The 17481-nt window shown below is 69.2% G+C and carries 16 protein-coding genes, 1 pseudogene and 1 riboswitch; of the genes and pseudogenes, 7 read left to right on the top strand and 10 right to left on the bottom strand.

Annotated elements, in window-relative coordinates; translation table 11 throughout:
- The first annotated feature begins 248 nt into the window (after window positions 1-248).
- The 3 genes from ACPXCS_RS39310 to ACPXCS_RS39300 all read left to right on the top strand — a co-directional run bounded on the left by ACPXCS_RS39310 (window position 249) and on the right by ACPXCS_RS39300 (window position 1754).
- A complete protein-coding gene (locus ACPXCS_RS39310; RefSeq protein WP_425971237.1) occupies window positions 249-776 on the top strand; it encodes a class F sortase in 528 nt (175 codons plus the stop codon).
- Window positions 777-873: 97 nt separating this feature from the next.
- Entirely contained in the window at window positions 874-1284 is a 411-nt protein-coding gene (locus ACPXCS_RS39305) for a four-helix bundle copper-binding protein (protein ID WP_425952305.1), read from the top strand.
- A gap of 152 nt (window positions 1285-1436) precedes the next feature.
- Window positions 1437-1754 (top strand): metal-sensitive transcriptional regulator, encoded by a 318-nt coding sequence (locus tag ACPXCS_RS39300; protein ID WP_425952306.1) that lies wholly within the window; start codon window positions 1437-1439, stop codon window positions 1752-1754.
- Window positions 1755-2035: 281 nt separating this feature from the next.
- Here the strand turns inward: ACPXCS_RS39300 and ACPXCS_RS39295 are convergent, their stop codons facing one another.
- From ACPXCS_RS39295 to ACPXCS_RS39285, 3 genes are all read right to left on the bottom strand, one after another.
- Entirely contained in the window at window positions 2036-2302 is a 267-nt protein-coding gene (locus ACPXCS_RS39295) for a hypothetical protein (RefSeq protein ID WP_425952307.1), read from the bottom strand.
- A gap of 554 nt (window positions 2303-2856) precedes the next feature.
- Entirely contained in the window at window positions 2857-5175 is a 2319-nt protein-coding gene (locus ACPXCS_RS39290) for a heavy metal translocating P-type ATPase (protein ID WP_425952308.1), read from the bottom strand.
- Window positions 5176-5282: 107 nt separating this feature from the next.
- Window positions 5283-5576, bottom strand: coding sequence for a heavy-metal-associated domain-containing protein (locus ACPXCS_RS39285; protein ID WP_425952309.1), 294 nt, complete (start codon window positions 5574-5576; stop codon window positions 5283-5285).
- 154 nt (window positions 5577-5730) lie between these two features.
- A riboswitch (cobalamin riboswitch) is annotated at window positions 5731-5875 on the top strand.
- 31 nt (window positions 5876-5906) lie between these two features.
- On the opposite strand from ACPXCS_RS39285, the gene ACPXCS_RS39280 reads away from it, so the two are divergent.
- Window positions 5907-6143: a CbtB domain-containing protein gene (locus ACPXCS_RS39280; RefSeq protein ID WP_425952310.1), complete on the top strand. Its 237-nt coding sequence runs from the start codon at window positions 5907-5909 to the stop codon at window positions 6141-6143.
- A gap of 11 nt (window positions 6144-6154) precedes the next feature.
- Window positions 6155-6907, top strand: coding sequence for a CbtA family protein (locus tag ACPXCS_RS39275; RefSeq protein ID WP_425952311.1), 753 nt, complete (start codon window positions 6155-6157; stop codon window positions 6905-6907).
- A 68-nt stretch (window positions 6908-6975) separates the two neighbouring features.
- Here the strand turns inward: ACPXCS_RS39275 and ACPXCS_RS39270 are convergent, their stop codons facing one another.
- The 7 genes from ACPXCS_RS39270 to ACPXCS_RS39240 all read right to left on the bottom strand — a co-directional run bounded on the left by ACPXCS_RS39270 (window position 6976) and on the right by ACPXCS_RS39240 (window position 15179).
- The gene (locus ACPXCS_RS39270) at window positions 6976-7248 is read right to left on the bottom strand and encodes a cupredoxin domain-containing protein (RefSeq protein ID WP_425971236.1); all 273 of its coding nucleotides are present in this window, start codon (window positions 7246-7248) and stop codon (window positions 6976-6978) included.
- Window positions 7249-7618: 370 nt separating this feature from the next.
- The gene (locus ACPXCS_RS39265) at window positions 7619-8518 is read right to left on the bottom strand and encodes a DUF5134 domain-containing protein (RefSeq protein ID WP_425952313.1); all 900 of its coding nucleotides are present in this window, start codon (window positions 8516-8518) and stop codon (window positions 7619-7621) included.
- Window positions 8519-8835: 317 nt separating this feature from the next.
- Window positions 8836-9441 (bottom strand): M15 family metallopeptidase, encoded by a 606-nt coding sequence (locus ACPXCS_RS39260; RefSeq protein ID WP_425952314.1) that lies wholly within the window; start codon window positions 9439-9441, stop codon window positions 8836-8838.
- 436 nt (window positions 9442-9877) lie between these two features.
- Complete coding sequence (locus ACPXCS_RS39255) at window positions 9878-10519, bottom strand: GNAT family N-acetyltransferase (protein ID WP_425952315.1); 642 nt, start codon at window positions 10517-10519, stop codon at window positions 9878-9880.
- 501 nt (window positions 10520-11020) lie between these two features.
- Window positions 11021-12580: a VanW family protein gene (locus ACPXCS_RS39250; protein ID WP_425952316.1), complete on the bottom strand. Its 1560-nt coding sequence runs from the start codon at window positions 12578-12580 to the stop codon at window positions 11021-11023.
- Between the two features lie 869 nt (window positions 12581-13449).
- Entirely contained in the window at window positions 13450-13785 is a 336-nt protein-coding gene (locus ACPXCS_RS39245) for a zf-HC2 domain-containing protein (protein WP_425952317.1), read from the bottom strand.
- Between the two features lie 722 nt (window positions 13786-14507).
- Window positions 14508-15179 carry a M23 family metallopeptidase gene (locus tag ACPXCS_RS39240; protein WP_425952318.1) on the bottom strand — a complete coding sequence of 224 codons (672 nt, stop codon included), beginning with the start codon at window positions 15177-15179 and terminating at the stop codon, window positions 14508-14510.
- Between the two features lie 914 nt (window positions 15180-16093).
- Between ACPXCS_RS39240 and ACPXCS_RS39235 the strand changes: the two genes are divergently transcribed.
- Both ACPXCS_RS39235 and ccsA read left to right on the top strand, forming a co-directional pair.
- Complete coding sequence (locus ACPXCS_RS39235; RefSeq protein WP_425952319.1) at window positions 16094-16795, top strand: SanA/YdcF family protein; 702 nt, start codon at window positions 16094-16096, stop codon at window positions 16793-16795.
- A gap of 176 nt (window positions 16796-16971) precedes the next feature.
- Window positions 16972-17279 (top strand): annotated as a pseudogene (gene ccsA / locus ACPXCS_RS39230) (cytochrome c biogenesis protein CcsA); the annotation flags it as partial.
- Between the last annotated feature and the right edge of the window lie 202 nt (window positions 17280-17481).

Genomic DNA, 17481 nt, shown 5'->3' with positions numbered 1-17481 from the left:
GGCAACGGGGGTCTGGCCACCGCCGGCACTGCCGCCACCGGCGGGGCCGGGTGGCTGGCAGCCGGCGGCGTGGCCGCGGCACTTGGCACCGCAGCGGTGAGCCGACGCCTGCGGCGCCAGTGACCGGCGGGCGCGCCGGACACCCCCTCTGGACGCTGGTCACACTGTCGCTCTGGGTCGTCGCGTTGGCGGCCGCCAGCGTCCCGGCGCGCCCTGCCCCCACCGCTGAGGCGGCACCGCCCTTCCCGGTGCCGCCTCAGCGGATTGCCGCCCACGCGACGCCGGCGTCCGGCCGGTGGCCGCTCCGCCTCACGCTGGCCGAAGCGGACCTGGACGCCGCGGTGGTGCCCGTCGCGGTGAGGACCGACGGGCAGCTGGACGTGCCCGAAGACGCCAAGACGGCCGGCTGGTGGAAGGACACCGCCCCGCCGGGCAGCCGTCAGGGCAGCACCCTCATTGCCGGGCACCTCGACACCCGGCACGGAGCCGCTGTCTTCGCACCGCTGACCCGGGCCAAGCCGGGTGATCGGGTCACGGTCGCCACCCCGAACAGCACCCTCTCCTACCGGGTCACAACAGTCACCGTGCGCCGCGGGGCCGCTCTGCCGGATGAATACACCGCCACGTCCGGACCGCCGCGGCTGGTGCTCGTCACCTGTACGGGGCCGTACCTGCACGGCCGTGGCTACCGCGACCGCCTCTACGTCGCCGCCGCCCCCGCAGGGCCCTCGAAGCCGGTCACAACACGCCCACCGCGGACACCGGCCAACGGATGACCGCACGCCGCAGACGGTTTCCCGCACCCCGTCCGGTGTACCCGCAACAGGACGGCAACCGCCACACCAAGACGAGACCACATTCCGGAGGTACGACATGACCACCGCCGTCAAGGAGATGCTCGACACCTACCCCGCCGACCTGGGCCGGGTGGACCGTGAGAAGCTCGCCCGCTGTATCGAGGAATGCATCGCCTGTGCGCAGGCGTGTACGGCGTGCGCGGACGCATGCATGTCGGAAGAGATGGTCGGTGAGCTGACCAAGTGCATCCGCACCGACGCCGACTGCGCTGACATCTGCAATGCCACCGCCTCGGTGCTCTCGCGCCACACCGGCTACGACGCCAACGTCACGCGGGCGATCCTGCAGGCCTGCGCCACTGTCTGCAAGGCATGCGGTGACGAGTGCGAACGCCACGCCGAAATGCACGACCATTGCCGAGTGTGCGCCGAGGCCTGCCGCCGCTGCGAACAGGCGTGCAACGACCTGATCACCTCCCTGGGCTGAGCGACGCCGCAGCACACACCACAGCAGGGGTGCCCAGCGCTCCCGCGGGCTCTCGGACACCCCTTCTGCAAAACCGTGCCCAGCACCATGATCCCCGGTGTAACGGCAGGCTTCCGTCAGTAGGGCATCGCCAAGTCATACCCTTGGACAGTATGACGCCGCTGGAGCAAGTCGAGGCCGAGCAGACCCCACCGGGCTACCTCAACGACAAGGACGCTGTCCTCAAGCGGCTCCGTCGTATCGAGGGTCAGATCCGTGGCCTGCAGCGCATGGTGCAGGAAGATCAGTACTGCATCGACGTACTCACCCAGGTCGCCGCGACCACCAAAGCCCTTCAGGCGGTGGCCATGCACCTGCTGCAAGAGCACCTCAACCACTGCGTACACGACGCCATGGTCGGCGGAGGACAAGTGGCCCAGGACAAGATCGCAGAGGCTTCGCGGGCCATCGAGCGGCTGCTGCGCACGTGATCCGGCCTGTGCCGGGCCCGGCGGTCTGACCTTGGCCGCGCAGGAGCTGCGCCAAGGCGTCGCACGAGTAGAGCGATTTCCGGTGGCGGAACTTTGACCGGCCGGGCCGCAGGCGAGCTGAACCCTGACCTGGTTGGCTCCAGGTTCTTGTGGTGAGCGCAGACCGTTATCCCTGTCTTTGATCACCTGGGCAGCGATCACGCTGATGACCAGGCGCATCACCCGCAGTGTCCAGAGGGTGGACCACCTGTCCCCGGGGCAGCTCGTCCCGAGTTGCTTGATCATCGGTCGTCGCCCCGATCGCTGCCGCTCTCGCCGAGTTCGGTCTGCCGACGCAAGGACTCCCTGTTCCGCCACCTCACTGCGGCCCCGACCTGGGTGACGCTCAGGCCGACCTCCTCGGCAAGTGCCTCGGCGCTGATGCCCTCGGGGTGCTGCTGCATCACCCGGTCGATCTTCCCCGCCCACAGTTCGTCTTCCACGAACGGCCGACGCTTGCACTGGGCGATCAGCTCGTCCAGGTGCTCGGGCGAGCACGCGACGATCATGCGTTTTCCGTCGAATTGCGCGCTCGTGAGCGTGGATCGCGGACGAGTCCCGCACGAGGGAGTACACCTCCGTCCCGTCCGAGATCACGACCCCGCACAGATCGCACAGCTCGGGCAGGGGGTCTTCCTTATGGCCGGCGCCCGGCTCGCTGTCCGTCACCTCACCTGTCTACCCCCCGGCGCCATCGACCGGCCTCGTTGCGGTCCGGATTCACACTGGTGAAGCATTCACCTGACTCGGTCTTCTCGGCCTCCTCAGCCCCGTAGGCGGGCAGCCCCCAGATCATCGCCGTCTGAGAACGAATCGACTGGATCGCCTGGGCGAGTTGGTCAAGCAACGACTGACCGACACAGGACTGTGGTCCCAATCGAGTCCTGAACGTATGGCCTGTCCTCAACGCTCGCCCTCACGACCTGCCCCAAAACGAGGCTCCGAACGCCCGATCACGGCACTGGGATCAGAAAACAACTCTGAGCGTAAGCGACCCGATCTCCGGCAACACTGAGGCGCCCGGCCTCAAAGGCCGGGCGCCCCAGTAAAAGGGTTCATCTGCCTACTTGAAGGACCGAAGGCGCAGGCTGTTCGTGACGACGAAGACCGACGAGAAGGCCATCGCGGCTCCGGCGATCATCGGGTTCAGCATGCCGGCAGCGGCGAGCGGCAGGGCCGCGACGTTGTAACCGAAGGCCCAGAAGAGGTTGCCCTTGATCGTGGCGAGGGTCTTGCGGGAGAGGCGGATCGCGTCCGCCGCGACCCGCAGGTCGCCGCGCACGAGGGTGAGGTCGCCGGCCTCGATGGCGGCGTCGGTGCCGGTGCCCATGGCCAGGCCCAGGTCGGCGGTGGCGAGGGCGGCGGCGTCGTTGACGCCGTCGCCGACCATGGCGACCGCACGGCCCTCGCCCTGCAGTCGCTTGACCACGTCGACCTTGTCCTCGGGCAGGACTTCGGCGATCACCTCGTCGATGCCGACCGCCTTGGCCACGGACTCGGCGACGAGCTGGTTGTCGCCGGTCAGCAGCACTGGCGTCAGACCCAGCCTGCGCAGTTCGGCAACCGCCTCCTCGCTGGTCTCCTTGATCGCGTCGGCGACGGTCAGGACACCCTGGGCCTCGCCGTCCCAGGCGACGGCGACCGCCGTACGTCCCTCGGCCTCCGCGGCGGCCTTGGCGTCGGCCAGCTCGTGGGGCAGCTCGATGACCCTCCCCCACTCTCGGCTTCGCTCGAGCGGGGGGACCCCCATCTTGAGGAGCTTCTCGCGGCCGACGAGCACAGCGTGTCCGTCGACGACACCCTGGACCCCGAGGCCGGCGACGTTCTCGAAGTTCTCCGGCACGGGCAGGCTGCCGATTCGCTCGGTGGCGCCGGTGGCGATGGCCTGGGCGATCGGGTGTTCCGAGGCGTTTTCCAAGGCGCCCGCCAGCCGCAGCAGTTCATCCTTGTCCATTCCGGGCGCGGGGATGACGTCCTGGAGCTGCATCCGGCCCGTGGTCACGGTGCCGGTCTTGTCCAGGACGACGGTGTCGACACGGCGGGTGGACTCCAGGACCTCGGGACCCTTGATGAGGATGCCGAGCTGTGCACCACGCCCGGTGCCCACCATCAGGGCGGTCGGCGTGGCGAGCCCGAGAGCGCACGGGCAGGCGATGATCAGCACCGCGACGGCGGCGGTGAACGCGGCAGCGGCGTCCCCGGTGACGAACAGCCACGTCAGCAGGGTGCCGAGGGCGATGAGAATGACGACCGGTACGAAGACCGCAGAGATCCGGTCGGCGAGGCGCTGCACCTCGGCCTTGCCGTTCTGCGCGTCCTCGACGAGCTTGGCCATGCGGGCGAGCTGCGTGTCGGCGCCGACCCGGGTCGCCTCGACGACCAGTCGGCCTCCGGCGTTCACGGTGGCGCCGCTCACAGCGTCGCCGACGGTCACGTCGACCGGCACGGACTCGCCGGTCAGCATGGAGGCGTCGACTGCCGAGGCGCCCTCGAACACGGTCCCGTCCGTTGCGATCTTCTCACCGGGCCGCACGACGAAGCGGTCACCAACTGCCAACTGCGTGACGGGAATACGCACTTCATGGCCGTCGCGCAGAAGCGAGACGTCCTTGGCGCCCAGCTCCATCAGCGCCCGCAGCGCCGCACCCGCCTTGCGCTTGGACTTCGCCTCCAGGTAGCGGCCGGCGAGGATGAACGTGGTGACGCCGGCTGCGGCCTCCAGGTAGATGGAGGACGAACCGTCCGAGCGGGAGATGGTGAACTCGAAGTCGTGCCGCATGCCCGGCATTCCGGCATGTCCGAAGAACAGTGCCCACAGCGACCAGCCCAGGGCGGCGAGCGTGCCGATGGACACCAGCGTGTCCATGGTCGCGGCACCGTGCCGCGCGTTGGTGAAGGCGGCTTTGTGGAAGGGGAAGGCGCCCCAGACGACGACCGGAGCGGCGAGCGTCAGCGACAGCCACTGCCAGTTGTCGAACTGCAGGGCCGGGACCATCGCCATCAGGACCACGGGCACGGTCAGCACCAGCGACACGTACAGACGCTGCCGCAGGGACAGCAGCTCGCTGTCCGCCGCCGGAGTGGCCTCGCCCTCGCGCTCGTCGGCAGGGGCGGAGGCGGGCGGGGGTGGCTCCTCGGCCGTGTAGCCGGTCTTCTCCACGGTGGCGATGAGGTCGGCGACCTCGATGCCTTCCGGGTAGGCGACCTTGGCTTTCTCCGTGGCGAAGTTGACGGTCGCGGCGACGCCGTCCATGCGGTTGAGCTTCTTCTCGATGCGGGCCGCGCACGAGGCGCAGGTCATGCCGCCGACGGAGAGTTCGACCTCACGGGCGGGCGCGGTGGCCGTGGCGGACGGGGCCTTCTCGGTAGCCGTGCTGGTCATGTGCGTATCTCCTGGGGGTTGCCGGGACGTATGGCGTCCGTTTCAGCGGAGCGGTACGTCCCGGCGCGGGGGTATCGCGGTGTCGGGGCCCAGGGCCCCGACAGTCTTCAGGCGCGGCCGACGAGCTCGTAGCCGGCCTCGTCGACGGCGGCGCGGACCGCCACCTCGTCGAGCGGCGCGGCGGAGATGACGGTCACCTCACCGGTCTTGGCGACGGCCTGGACCGAGGTGACGCCGTCCAGCGCGGAGATCTCCTTCGATATCGCGCCCTCGCAGTGGCTGCAGGTCATGCCGGACACCTTGTAGACGGTGGTGACGCCGGTGCCCTGAATGTCGACCGTGGCGTCGGACCCGCAGGAACCGCAGCAGGAGCCGGAGCTGGTGTTCGTCTCGGTGGTCATGGCTTCTTCCTCAGGTTGCGTGCGTGGGGTCGTTCGGCGGGCGGCGGCTGGGTGCCAGCCCTCCCGACGGATAAGAACACTATACCCCCACGGGGTATTCCCCAGTCTGTGGTGCTGCCCACATGGTCTGTTTGAAAGGCGCCGGTTTCGCTAATTTACTTAGTAGCCGTCGCGTCTGCGACGACAACTTCACATCGAGGCGACGGTGAGCAGGAACCTGGTGAGAATCCGGGACGGTCCCGCCACTGTGACCGGGGTTGCCCCGGGAGTCAGACACTGACCCGTCGTCCTCCTGAACGGCGGGGCGTGTGCACCCCGCGAGGAGGTTCCATGCGTGCTTCGGCGGCTTCACAGGCACGATCGGTCGCGGGCCTGGTCGTCCATCCGCTGCGAGACGGCCTGATCGCTGCAGCTGCGGTGATCCTCGCCCTGGTCGCGCTGGACGCGGTCTTCCTGGATCAGGGCGCGTTGCTGTCGCCGGCCCTGGGCAAGGTCGCGGCATCCGCCAACTACGTCCACGAGTTCGCCCACGACGGTCGGCACCTTTTTGCCGGTCCCTGCCATTGAGAGGGTCACTCGTGACGTCACTTCTGTCCCTGCTCGGGCGCGGTGCGCTCGCGGGTGGAGCCGCCGGCGTGGTCAGTGGAGGATTCTCGTGGCTGCTGGCCGAGCCCGTACTGGACCGGGCGGTGCGGCTGGAAGCCGTCCGTGAGGAGGCCGGCGGCGGACCGGCCGCGGCAGAGGTCTTCTCCCGCTCCACGCAGCACGCGGGCCTGCTGGTGGCCGCGGTCCTCACTGGAGCGGCGCTCGGTGTCCTGTTCGCCGTCGTGTACGCGATCCTGCACCGCCGGGATCCGGACGCCGCGCCCTGGCGACGGTCGCTGATACTGGCGGGCGCCGGATTCACCGGGGTTTGGCTGCTGCCCTTCCTGCGCTACCCGGCCAACCCGCCGGGCGTGGGTGATCCGGGAACGCTCGACACCCGTGTCAACGCATGGCTCGCGGCCACTGCGATCGGCTTGATCGCCGTCGTCCTGGCCTGGCGCATCCACGGGTGGCTGGCGGAACACGATCGTTCCGCGCCGCTGCGTCAGCTGGCCGTGGCGGCCATCGTGCTGGCCGCGCTGACGTCGCTGTTCGCGCTGCCGGACAACCCCGACGCCGTGGCTGCCCCGGCCGCCCTGGTGTGGGACTTCCGGGTGCTGTCGGCCGCCTCCATGGGCCTGCTCTGGGGCGGGCTGGCAGTGGGCTTCGGACTGCTCGGCGTGCGGGCGTCGCGTGTGCGGACAGAGGCGAGCCTGCCCCCGGCGTCCACCGTGTCCGTGACCTGACGCCTCAGCGGCATGACCTCGGCCGACGCCCGTGTCAGGCGGTGCCGTCGGCCGAGGGCTCGGAAGGCTCAGCGGACGATCAGCGTGCCCGTCATGTTCGGGTGGAAGGTGCAGACGAAGGCGTACTCGCCCGCCTTGGACGGGGCTGTGAACGTCCCGGACTTCCCGTCGGCGATGCTGCCGGTGTCGAAGGCGTCGCCTTCCGTGGCCGTGACGGTGTGGGCGGCGGAATCCTTGTTCACCACGGTGATCTTCTCTCCCGGCCGCACCTGGGGATCCTCCGGGGTGAACGCGAAGTTCTCCATCGTGATGCGATCCACGCCCGCGGTAGTGGCGGACATAGTGGGCGAGGGGCTGGGTGAAGTCGAGGCAGGTTCGTTGTCCCCGTCGGCACAGGCGGTCGCGAGCAGCAGGACGGCGGCTGCTCCGAGCGCCAACGGAACGCAACGCCTGCGGAGCTGTGGAGGCGACATCGGGCCGGACCCTTCGGATGGGCGCCCGCAGCTGGGCCACGCTGGTGATCGCGGAATCCGGGCCCGCCCGGGCACGTCGATCGCTTGGGTCCATTCTTGCCGATCCGGAGACCGAGCACGAGTCGCAGATCCGGGTCGGCGATTCCGTTCCGTGGCGATTCGCGGCCCTGTGGATCACGGTTGTGGGGCTGTGGCACAGGGAGGCGCCGTCGTCGTGCCGGTCAGTGACGACCGGCTGTCACACGGCCATCATCAGCAGCATCGCGGACATGGTTCCGCCCATGCCGATATGGGCCGCGAGCGCCGCGTCCGGCGCGGCTCCGAGCTTGCGGCGCCGACCGTGCCCGGACCGCTGCTCCGACCTGGCCCTGTCCCATACCGAGATCGTCAGCGACGCCAGGTAGACGAGCACCGTGTCCGGCATGGCGAGCAGCCAGCGGCCCAGGCTCGACTTGGAGCCCGCCCTCCGGCCGCCGTTCCCCGTACCGCGCATCCTGGCCCACAGGGACGCACCGATCGACAGCAGGAAATACACGGCGAGTGCCACGACCACATACCGCCACACAGAACCCGACCCCGCGGAGGATCCGGCGTCGGCCGCGGCGTTCGTCATGCCTGGCATGTCCATCCCATGGTACGTGGAGCCCATCCCCTCCATGGACTCCATGCCGGCCATCTCGTGAGATTCCGTGCCGGCCGTCTCGTGTGTGTGGGGCGAACTCGCCATATTCTCCATGCCCGGCATGTGCGCCATCGAGTGCCCGCTGCCCAGGGCGAGCACCGGGCCGGACGACGTACTGGTCATGGCCAGCGTCATGATCACCATGCCGACGCTGCCGACGATGAGGTGCACCCAGTGGCGGCCGCGCTTCCACCCGCACGTGCGCGTGTGCTTGACCGCCATCGCCACGCCCCCGAGTCCGAGGACGCCGAACGCCGCCGCCCACCACATGCCATAGCCCGCGTACCAGCCGACCGTCGCGGGCAGCGCCATGGCGGCCATGCACAGGCCCATCAGCAGGTCACCGCCCGCCGCGAACCGCGCTTCACCGCTGGTGGTGACCAACCGGACGGCGCTGACGGCGGCAACCAAGGCGGAGACCAGCCCGATGGCCCAACTGAGCGCCAGAATTCCCATCTTCACCCTTCCCGATCACCCGAGCACGGCGCGGGCCTGCGCTGCCGACGCCGCCTCGTCGTACGAGGTACACAGAGGAGCCGCGTGGGCATTGACTGCTAGTGCCCTTAGTACGTTTCGGGGACGAAGAGTGTTCAGACGGCCAGGGGTGCGTCGGGTTGTCGGTCGGAGCTATCAGCGGGGGTGGGGGCGATGGCCGCTTGCCGTAAGCGCCTTCCGTACGGCTGCTGCTCCGTCCGGGGCCCCCCGACGCGGCGTGAGCGGATGTCAGTGGCGTGTCGGCCGGACCATCTGCCCGTCGCCGGACCGTCTCCCGCTCACCCCGCCGAGGCCGACTGCCCCGCGGTCGACGGGCCGGCAGTGGACGGCCTCGCGCTGGGCCCCTTGAAGGGCTTGGACGGGTATCCGGTGTCGAAGTGCATGTAATCGGGGACTTTGATGTCCTGCCAGACCCATCCCTCCTCTATGAACGCCCGCCAGACCAGGCCACCCTCGAGGATCTTGCCCTTCCCTTCGGTGCGCTTGGCGTACTTGGCGCTGGGCGACCACTTCTTGGTCCGCAGGTTGATCCACGGGTTCTCGAGCGGGTTGATATCGATCGCGCGGCCGTTGGCGTGCGGGGACTCACGGAAGGGCGCGTTGATCTGGTCGGGGCGACGGCAGTTGAACGCGGAGGTGTTGTCGTCGGCCAAGCCGGCGTCGAGGTCTCCGTTGTAGACCTCCATCGGCTGCATACGGCGGATGGGGAAGCGTTCGTCGAACAGCTTGGAGAAGATGCGGACGACGCTGGCCGTCACGTCGGCGTTGACCACGAGGACGCCGCGGTGCACCTCGCCGTCGAAGCCCACGTAGTTCATCTCCACCCGGCGCAGCTGATCCCTGACGTCGGGACAGCCCTTGCGCCACAGTCCTGCCCCCACCATGCGGGACCACTGTGCGTCCGTGATCTCCGTGACGACGGCCTCCAGGGACCGTGTGGGCGATGGGGTGGGGGAGCGGGTTGGGCTTGGGGCCAGGCTGGGCGTCGGGGAGGGCCGTGCCGAGGCCGTCTTGGAGCTGTCCGTACCCGGCGGCGTGGAAGGCGTCTCCTCGGACGCCGATGGCGACGAGCAGCCGCTGACCAGAAGGATCGTCGTGGAGAGCAGCGCCACACCTGCGAGGGTGAGCTTGCGGGGGGACGCTGTGTCCCTGTGCGGGGGGCGAGGGCGAGTCGCGGTACGCGTGTGCTCCGTCTCCGGGGCGTGGCTGGTCAAGCAGGATCTCCTGGAGTGCTTCCGGGGCAGCCGTGCCGAGCAAGACCATGATCCCGGTGCGAGGCTGATCTGGTCGGTCCTGGGCTTGGCGGACGGAGCCGGCGCCTCAGTGGCGCTCCGGCGTCGGACCTTCGTTCAGCGGGAAGCCGTAGGTGAGGAGACGGCGGCCCTCGGGCGTGCGGATCTCTCCCTGACGCAGCCATCCGTGCCGCTCGTAATACGGTCCCGCCCCGCCCTCGGCGGCGGTGACGAGACTGACGCGCGCACAGTCCGCATCGGTGGCGTCCTTCACGAACCGCGCGATCAACCGAGCCCCTATGCCACGGCAGCGGGCATGCTCAGCCACGACGACGTAGTCCAGGACAGCGGTGATGCCCATGGGACCGGTGGCGGGAGATTGGCGGGCCGTCCGGTTCGGTATCAGCCTGCGGCCGTAGCGGACCAGCCGAGTACGTATGAAATGCAGCGCGAGACGGGGCCGCAGACACAGGCTGCCCAGGGCGCGCAGCAGCAGACCGCGCCCAGACTCGCGCAGCACATGGCGGCGGTGCGCCGCCGGGTCGACCCCGCCGATGAGGAAGCCCACCGGCTGCCCGTCCATCTCCGCGATGTAACCACGCGCATCCGGACCGGTGAGGTAGGTCCGGTTGTACGCGGCCAGGAACTTCGGCCCGAGCTGCGCGAAGAAGCCGTCCGGAAAGTACCTCAGGTGCTCGGCCACCACGAACGGCAGGTCGTCAGGGTCCATGAACCGGATCCGGAAGCACGTGGCCTCTGGCTGGTGATCGACCCTCCTCGCCCCGGTCGCAGGCCCTTCGGGGGACCAGCGCGGGGCGGACAGGGCAGGGCTCGGGTAGGCGACTGAGCGCGTGTCTGCGTCCACGCAAGAGAAACTACTACACTCCTTAACTACTTAGTAGTCCGGTTGTTCTCTCGGGCCGGATCATCCTCTGCCGGGCCCTGGACCTGGCCCTCGCCCCGGGCCGTGCTGGCGGTCTGGGGCGAGGGCCACTGCGCCGTCTCCTGCCCGGGCTGACGGTCGGCCGAGGACGGCCCCGCCCTCGGGCTTCGGCAGTGGCTGCCGAAGGTGGCGGAGACCGGGCCCTCGCGGTGCCTACGGCCGGATGCGCAGCTTTCGGTAGCAGCGCGCCGGGGCTGCCCGCGTCAGGCGCGACCGGGCGTACGGGCGCGTCCTACCCGAAGTCGGCCGGTCCGGGTCACGGAAGTGCGCCGCCGGGTCCGTTGCCCGTCACCCGGCAGTCTTTCCATCGCAGGCGACCTTGTCGCGCGGCACGTACCGCGTCTTGAAGGTCTCGCGCTTGACTTCCTTGCCGTCGTTCTTGAAGACCCGGTCGACGGCGACGTCGAAGCCCTCGAGCGGGGTCTGCGGCACGCACTTGTCGCCGGCGCCCTCGCGGGTTGCGGGCTTCTTGACGCTGGTGCGCGGGCCCTTGACCGATTCGATCTCGTCGTACTTTTTGGTGCCGAGGAAGGTGACCGTGATCGAGGTGTCCGTGGCCCGCGCGTCGATGTAGATGGCGTTGCCCGAGTCGTTCCGGAACTTCAGGTCGAGGCTCCCCCAGGCCACCGTCGCCTCGCGGCCCTCCGGGTAGCGCTCGATGTAGAAGGAGTGCGCCCCGTACTCCACCGGCTTGACTCCGGCGAAGAAGAGGGCGTTGAAGGTGGTGGTGGCGACGGCGGAGACGCCACCCCCGGCCGCCTTCTCGAACTGGTTGTTGTTGATGATGATGCCTTCGACGAACCCGTTGGCCTCGGTCCGCTCGCCCACGGTGCGGTTGAAACTCCAGGTCTCGTTGGGCAGCACGACGGACCCGTTGATCAGTTCTGCGGCGCGGCCGATGTTGGTGACGCGGTAGGGAGCGGGCTCGAAGTCGACCGTGAAGGTCGACATCTGCTCCTTGATGCCCAGGCGGCCGATGTTGTCCCGGGTCAGCTTGGGCTGTACCTCCTCGGTGGCCACCGTTCCAGTGCGGGCCGCCCCGGTCTCGGTCAGCAGCGGCAGCACGGCCTTGTGGAGCGCCTTGGCCATGACCTCCTGCCCGGCCTTGCCGTCCGAGGCCACCACCACGCGCCCGCCGTCCAGGCGCAGCTTCGCGTTGACCGCCTTGTCGGTGACCTGTGCGAGGGGGCTTGCCACCGCGGGATCGGCCAGGAGGCCCTTGCCATCGAGCGCCGGCTTCAGCCTGTTCGCCTCGTCCGGCTTCATGGTGAGGTGCTTGCCGAGCGTTGCCGGGCTGATGTCGACCTTTCGGCCATCCACGGAGAGCGTGACCGGTGCCGACATCGCGGGTGTGGCGAACTCCTTCATCGCGCGGTTCACCTCCGCCGTGCCGACGCGGGGTTCGGTCGCGCGGACCGGCAGATGGACCGGCTCCGTGCCCTGGCCGGGGACCACCGAAGCCAGTGCCCTGACCGCTCCCTCCACGTCCAGGGACTGTCCGGACACGGGCTTCACGGTTGTCGGCTCTCCCGCGTGGAAGGTGACGGCGCCTTCCCGGACCTTCCGGTCATGTGCTTTCGCCGTCTTGGCCAGTGCGGCGCTCACCTTCGACTCCTCCACGCGGATCACCGGTTCGACCTCGCGGTCGCCGCTGGTGAACAGGCGGCCGATCACGGTGAACGGGTCGGACCCTGTCTGCGCGGCGCGGGCGACGGTCTCCTCACTGTCCAGAGAAAATCCGCTTGCGTCGATGGCGGCAGCCCTGTCGCCGATGCGTACCTTCACCGGCTCCGACCAGGCGCTGCCCAGGTCGGTGTCCAGCTTCTGCTGTGCCTGTGAGCGGCTCATCCCTCCGATATCCACACCGCTCACCCGGGTGCCCTCGGGTACCTCGTCGCTGGAGGCCAGCAGCCCGGCCAGATACAGCCCGCCGAAGCCGACACCCGCTGCCGCACCCGCGGCGAGAGCGACACGTCCTATTCGGCGCCGAGCCGACGACCTGGGGTCTGCGGTGCCGGAGGGGTCGGTAGGGTCGGCGGGTGGGCCGAGAAGGGATGAGCGGAGCACTGGTTCTCCTCGTTCTGTGACGGTCGCATAGTGCGGGGGCAGGACTGGCGCGCAGCGGGCCGCATGCCGGGCGATGTGTGACGGATGGGCTCGGTGCGCCAGGTGCGGGACCTGCTGCGAGTAGGGCATGGAGGAAGAGTCGGGCGGGGGAGTCATACGTCATGCACCGCCCGCGGTGGCTTCATCCCACGCCGCGGCACGGCGCAGGGCATCGTGTGACACCACTTGAGCCGGGTCGAGATCACCGGAACGCCGGACGGCAGTGGGTCCGGTCCCCGCCGCATCCTGCATCCACAGTCTCAGCGCAGCCACCGAAGACCTTGCCCACGAATCCCGGGTTCCGGACGCCCCTCGGGCTTCGTGCCGCGAGACCCGATGCACACGCGACGGGCTGTGCGTCGGCCCGGCCCGGGCTCGGGAGTGGCTCCTCCCGCCCGTCCGGAGCAATCCGCCTGTAGAGCAGAGGGGTACCGCTCCACGAACTGCCGGAAAGGGCGATGACATGGTGCGGGCGCGGCCCGACCGCTTGGGCGATGGACACGAAAGCTCCTGTTCTCCGGCAGTGTCCCGTGGTGGTGGTGCCGTTCCGACTCGCCGCCGCTCCGGTTGCCCGTCCGGTCGGCAGGCATCTTATCCGCTAGCCCACTAAGTTAGTTAGTTGAATAGCGGCATCGCCTGGCCCGCCGTGTTCGCCAGGGGGCGCCAAAGGGGTCCTGATGCCGTTCGCGACCGCGCTGTTCCAATGGAGCGCCGCGGTCTGCGGGAGGCGGCTGTACCGATCCCACCTCGTGGCTCTCGGCCGGCAACGGCCAGGCCTCGCGGAGCAGCCGGATCACGCCGTCGAGGTTGTCGCGCTCGGAGCAGCATGCTGCACAGAGAGCGAGGTGAGCCTCGATCGGCGCGTCTTCCCCCGGCTCAAGCGCCCTGATCACGTACGCCCCGAGCCACTCACGGATTTCCTCGCATCCTGCTGGCGGATTCGACATGCACCCTCACCCCTCTCGTTGCACATCCGGCGTTTTCCGGTAGCGGTCAGGTGGGGGTGGTCTGGGGCCCGAAGGGTCCTTGCCCCAGCAGTGGCGACGCCCTGCTGCTGTGGTCGGGCATGCCCTCGGTGTGGCTTGTCCGGCAACGCACTGGGGCCGCGGATCCTTGCCCGTCGCGACCGCAGCAATGGCCGACGTCGCGCCGCCTCGGCGAAAACGCCGCGCGCACCGCCCGGCCGCCGCGCGCGGCAGCCCTCTCGACCACCTTCAGCCGGCGCCGGTCGGCTCGCGTCGATGACTTCACCTTGCAGGACGATGTGGATGGCATGAACGTGCTTCCTTCACAGGCGGATCAGGAGGTGGAGGTACGGGGCGAAATGGCCGCCTCGGGCGGCCCGCATGTCTCCCGCTTCTCGGTCCTTCCGTGCCCGCTTCCTTGCCTGCGGCCCGCCATCGGACTCTACTAAATGACTTAGATTGTAGGTGACGGTGCCGGGCGGGTACCGCATTGGCCGCGAATGGACTCCCTGCGACGTGCCACCGGCGGACACGCCACAGCCGACCGCTGCGACAGGGGTGCCTGCATGCCGATGCCAGCCCGTAGGGCATCAGGTCGCGTTGCTCAGTTCGGTAGTTCGGTTGGCCACTGGCCTCCGCGTGCGGTGTGGCCCACGTTGGGGCTGCCAGAACCGTCGGCACACCCGCACCGGCCCCCCGGCTCCTTACGTCGGGTCGAGCCCGTGGCTGCGCAGCCAGGCCAGCGGATCGATCGCAGGACAGCCGTCCGGGTGGACTTCCAAGTGGAGATGAGGGCCCGACGAGTTGCCGGTGCTGCCGGCGTAGCCGATGACAGCCCCCGCCTTGACGTAGCCAGAGCGGATCCAGGCGCTGGCGAGGTGTGCGTACCAGGTCTGCGTACCGTCGGAAGCGGTCACCTTGACGAGGTTCCCGTAGTGCGGATTCCACTCGGCAACGACCGTGCCGTCGGTCACGGCCATCACGGGCGTGTTCGTGGACACCGGGAAATCGAGTCCGGTGTGCCGACTCGACCACATGGAGCCGACCGCTCCGAGCAACTCGCCGACTCCCTTCTGCGCGACCGGGACGGCGAACTTGGGTCGCAGTGCCTCTCTGCGCGCGGCCTCCGCCTTCTTGCGCGCCGCCTCGGCGACTCTGCGCCGCTGTTCCTCCTGCCGCTGCTGGTCGAGGTCGATGCGCTCCTGGGTGCGGCTGGCGCTGTCGGCGAAGTCGTCGGCTTCCCGGCTGAGGGTGGCGAGCTGGGTGTCGAATTCGCTGTTGGCCGCCGCGGGGTCGACCGTCGGAACGGGGGCGGCGGCCCGCGACGCCTTGTCGCTGCCGCTCAAGACGACGGAGGCGGCTGCGATACCGGCCATGCCCAGAAAGGCAGCCGAGGGGGCGACGACAGACAAGAATGCGGATCCCTGGCGGGGCGCCCGGCGGCCTCGGCCACCGGCGCGGCGCGCCGTCCTCCGGCCAGGGGAAGCGCCAAGGCCGGAGCAGGCTTCAGGCTCTTCGGGGATGCTCGGGGACGTAGGTGTCTCGTCGCCTGAAGGGGCGGGGGTTGATAGGTCTGAGTCGAAAGATGCGCCTGCGTATGAGGCCGTAGAGTCCTGGCCGGTGGAGTCCGCCCACTGGCCCCCGTGCCATGGCTCGCTCAGCTCGGTCGGGTAACCGGGGTGGCCCCACGGGAGAGCCGCATCGTGCCCGCCACCGTGGGTGGCTTGCCATGTGTAGTGCTGAGCGACAGGTTCGCCGTAGGTGCCCGACGCCCCGCTGAACACCGAGCCCATGCCGGCGGTGTCGGCGTACGAGGGTGCGAATCCATGATCCGGGTGGCCGTGGGGCTGGGATGGCACTCCACGCCAGTCGTATTCCGGCTCTGACGCGTGCGGTATGTCGGGGACCGCTGCCGGGGGCCAGGTCCCTGTCGCGTGACGGTAGTCCACCAGCACCTTCTCTTTCACCCGGGCAGCCGAGGGGCGAGCGGCGACTGCGCGCGTGGTGAGACCGCCGGATCGAACATCACGCGAATACACGTAACTGTGTTGAAATCTGCGACGAAGTGAGCCGCTACGTTACAGCGCGAGACCGGACGACAAGGGCCGAGGTGCCTACTGTTTTTGGAGCGTCGAGTGAAGTTGATCACGATGCGGGGGCGGATGGAGACCATGCCTGGCGTCCGTCGTTTATCCAGCAGCGGTTCCTTTCGAGTCGACAGGAACCGGCGAGACGCACAAGCCGCGCCGCCGAGATCAGCGGCCGACGACCTTGAGGGGGAAGCACTGTCATGGGTCTGCCGCGCCCACACCTGAGCACCATCCGCTGGCCACATCTACCGCGCACCCGTGCGTGGCGGTGGGCTCTGTACGCGCCGATGCTGCTGTGCGTGGTGGTGCTCCTGCCCGCGATGTGGGTGTTCGCAACGGCGGACGACCGACTACGGACGACGGCTGATGTCCCCCGCACCGATGTCGCCGTGGTCTTCGGGGCGGGCCTGTTATGGAACGGCGAGCCGTCGATCTTCCTCGCCAACCGCCTCGACGCCGCTGCCAAGCTCTACCGCGAGGGCCGCGTCAACGTGGTCCTGGTCACCGGCGACAACAGCAGCCACCATTACAACGAACCGCACAGTATGCGGCATTACCTCACCCATCGCGGTGTCCCGGCCGACCGGATCGTCAGCGACTACGCCGGCTTCGACACCTGGGACTCCTGCGTAAGGGCCAAGAAGATCTTCAGTGTCGACCGGGCGATCCTCGTCAGCCAGAGCTTCCACATCCGCCGGGCGGTCACCCTGTGCCAGGACGCGGGCGTCGACTCTTACGGCGTCAGCGCGGCCGACCACCATGACGCGGTCTGGTACTACGGCGCCGCCCGCGAACTGTTCGCCGCGAGCAAGGCGGCCTGGGACACGGTGTTCGAGCCGGACCCCCAATTCCTCGGGCCGAAGGAACCGGGGGTGGAGCGGGCGCTGGCGGATGCCCGCTAGTCCGGCGGGTCGACGACCTGCGGCGCCGCGTCCGCGAAGCCGCGCCCGCTGGTCAGGCACTTGTGGTGGACGCGTGACGGTGCTCTTGACCCGCACTGCCGCCGACTCGGGCCGCCATCCGGTGGTACGGGTCGTGGTCCGCGACCCGCCGCTCGGATGCGGACGCGCGCTCACGCCTGTGGCAGTGGCGTATGGCGGCCGGAGCGGGCGACAGCGGGCAGGATCGCCGTCGACGGCTCGTACAGCGCGACGTGGCGGAAGCCGCGTGGGGGCGCTACTGGGGCTGGGACCCCAAGGAGACCTGGGCCTTCATCACCTGGGTCGCCTACGCCGCGTACCTGCACGCCTGTGCCACCGCCGGATGGAAGGGACGGCGTGCGGCGGTGCTCGGCCTGATGGCGTTCGCCACGTTCGTGTTCAACTACTACGGCGTCAAATCTTCATCACCGGCCTGCACTCCTATGGAGGACTTCCGATGAAGTGACGATCACATCAGCGGACCACAACGGCACGTTGCGTACCCCCCAGGGGTACGATGTAGTCGACCGTCAAGCACGTGCCGGCGGGCTGGGAGTGGCCGGCGCCGGGGCGCTCGCCGCCTGCAGTAAGGGGAGTGGCTCCGGCGGCAGCGCCCTGATCAGCCCCTCCGCCTCGGCGGTCGCCGCCACCGAGAGGAAGCGGAAGAG

Source organism: Streptomyces sp. DT190 (genome assembly GCF_049846985.1).
Taxonomy (GTDB): domain Bacteria; phylum Actinomycetota; class Actinomycetes; order Streptomycetales; family Streptomycetaceae; genus Streptomyces.
The sequence above is the reverse complement of the archived record's forward strand: the minus strand, read 5'-3'. Positions and strand labels throughout refer to the sequence as shown.

What these genes read in the sequence shown, in the direction of transcription:
- ACPXCS_RS39305 (WP_425952305.1), top strand. Translation starts at nt 874, where the DNA reads ATGACCACCGCCGTCAAGGAGATGCTCGACACCTACCCCGCCGACCTG.
- ACPXCS_RS39300 (WP_425952306.1), top strand. Translation starts at nt 1,437, where the DNA reads ATGACGCCGCTGGAGCAAGTCGAGGCCGAGCAGACCCCACCGGGCTAC.
- ACPXCS_RS39295 (WP_425952307.1), bottom strand. Translation starts at nt 2,302, where the DNA reads ATGATCGTCGCGTGCTCGCCCGAGCACCTGGACGAGCTGATCGCCCAG.
- ACPXCS_RS39290 (WP_425952308.1), bottom strand. Translation starts at nt 5,175, where the DNA reads ATGACCAGCACGGCTACCGAGAAGGCCCCGTCCGCCACGGCCACCGCG.
- ACPXCS_RS39285 (WP_425952309.1), bottom strand. Translation starts at nt 5,576, where the DNA reads ATGACCACCGAGACGAACACCAGCTCCGGCTCCTGCTGCGGTTCCTGC.
- ACPXCS_RS39280 (WP_425952310.1), top strand. Translation starts at nt 5,907, where the DNA reads ATGCGTGCTTCGGCGGCTTCACAGGCACGATCGGTCGCGGGCCTGGTC.
- ACPXCS_RS39270 (WP_425971236.1), bottom strand. Translation starts at nt 7,248, where the DNA reads ATGTCCGCCACTACCGCGGGCGTGGATCGCATCACGATGGAGAACTTC.
- ACPXCS_RS39265 (WP_425952313.1), bottom strand. Translation starts at nt 8,518, where the DNA reads ATGGGAATTCTGGCGCTCAGTTGGGCCATCGGGCTGGTCTCCGCCTTG.
- ACPXCS_RS39260 (WP_425952314.1), bottom strand. Translation starts at nt 9,441, where the DNA reads ATGGTGGGGGCAGGACTGTGGCGCAAGGGCTGTCCCGACGTCAGGGAT.
- ACPXCS_RS39255 (WP_425952315.1), bottom strand. Translation starts at nt 10,519, where the DNA reads ATGGACCCTGACGACCTGCCGTTCGTGGTGGCCGAGCACCTGAGGTAC.
- ACPXCS_RS39250 (WP_425952316.1), bottom strand. Translation starts at nt 12,580, where the DNA reads ATGAGCCGCTCACAGGCACAGCAGAAGCTGGACACCGACCTGGGCAGC.
- ACPXCS_RS39245 (WP_425952317.1), bottom strand. Translation starts at nt 13,785, where the DNA reads ATGTCGAATCCGCCAGCAGGATGCGAGGAAATCCGTGAGTGGCTCGGG.
- ACPXCS_RS39240 (WP_425952318.1), bottom strand. Translation starts at nt 15,179, where the DNA reads ATGGCCGGTATCGCAGCCGCCTCCGTCGTCTTGAGCGGCAGCGACAAG.
- ACPXCS_RS39235 (WP_425952319.1), top strand. Translation starts at nt 16,094, where the DNA reads ATGGGTCTGCCGCGCCCACACCTGAGCACCATCCGCTGGCCACATCTA.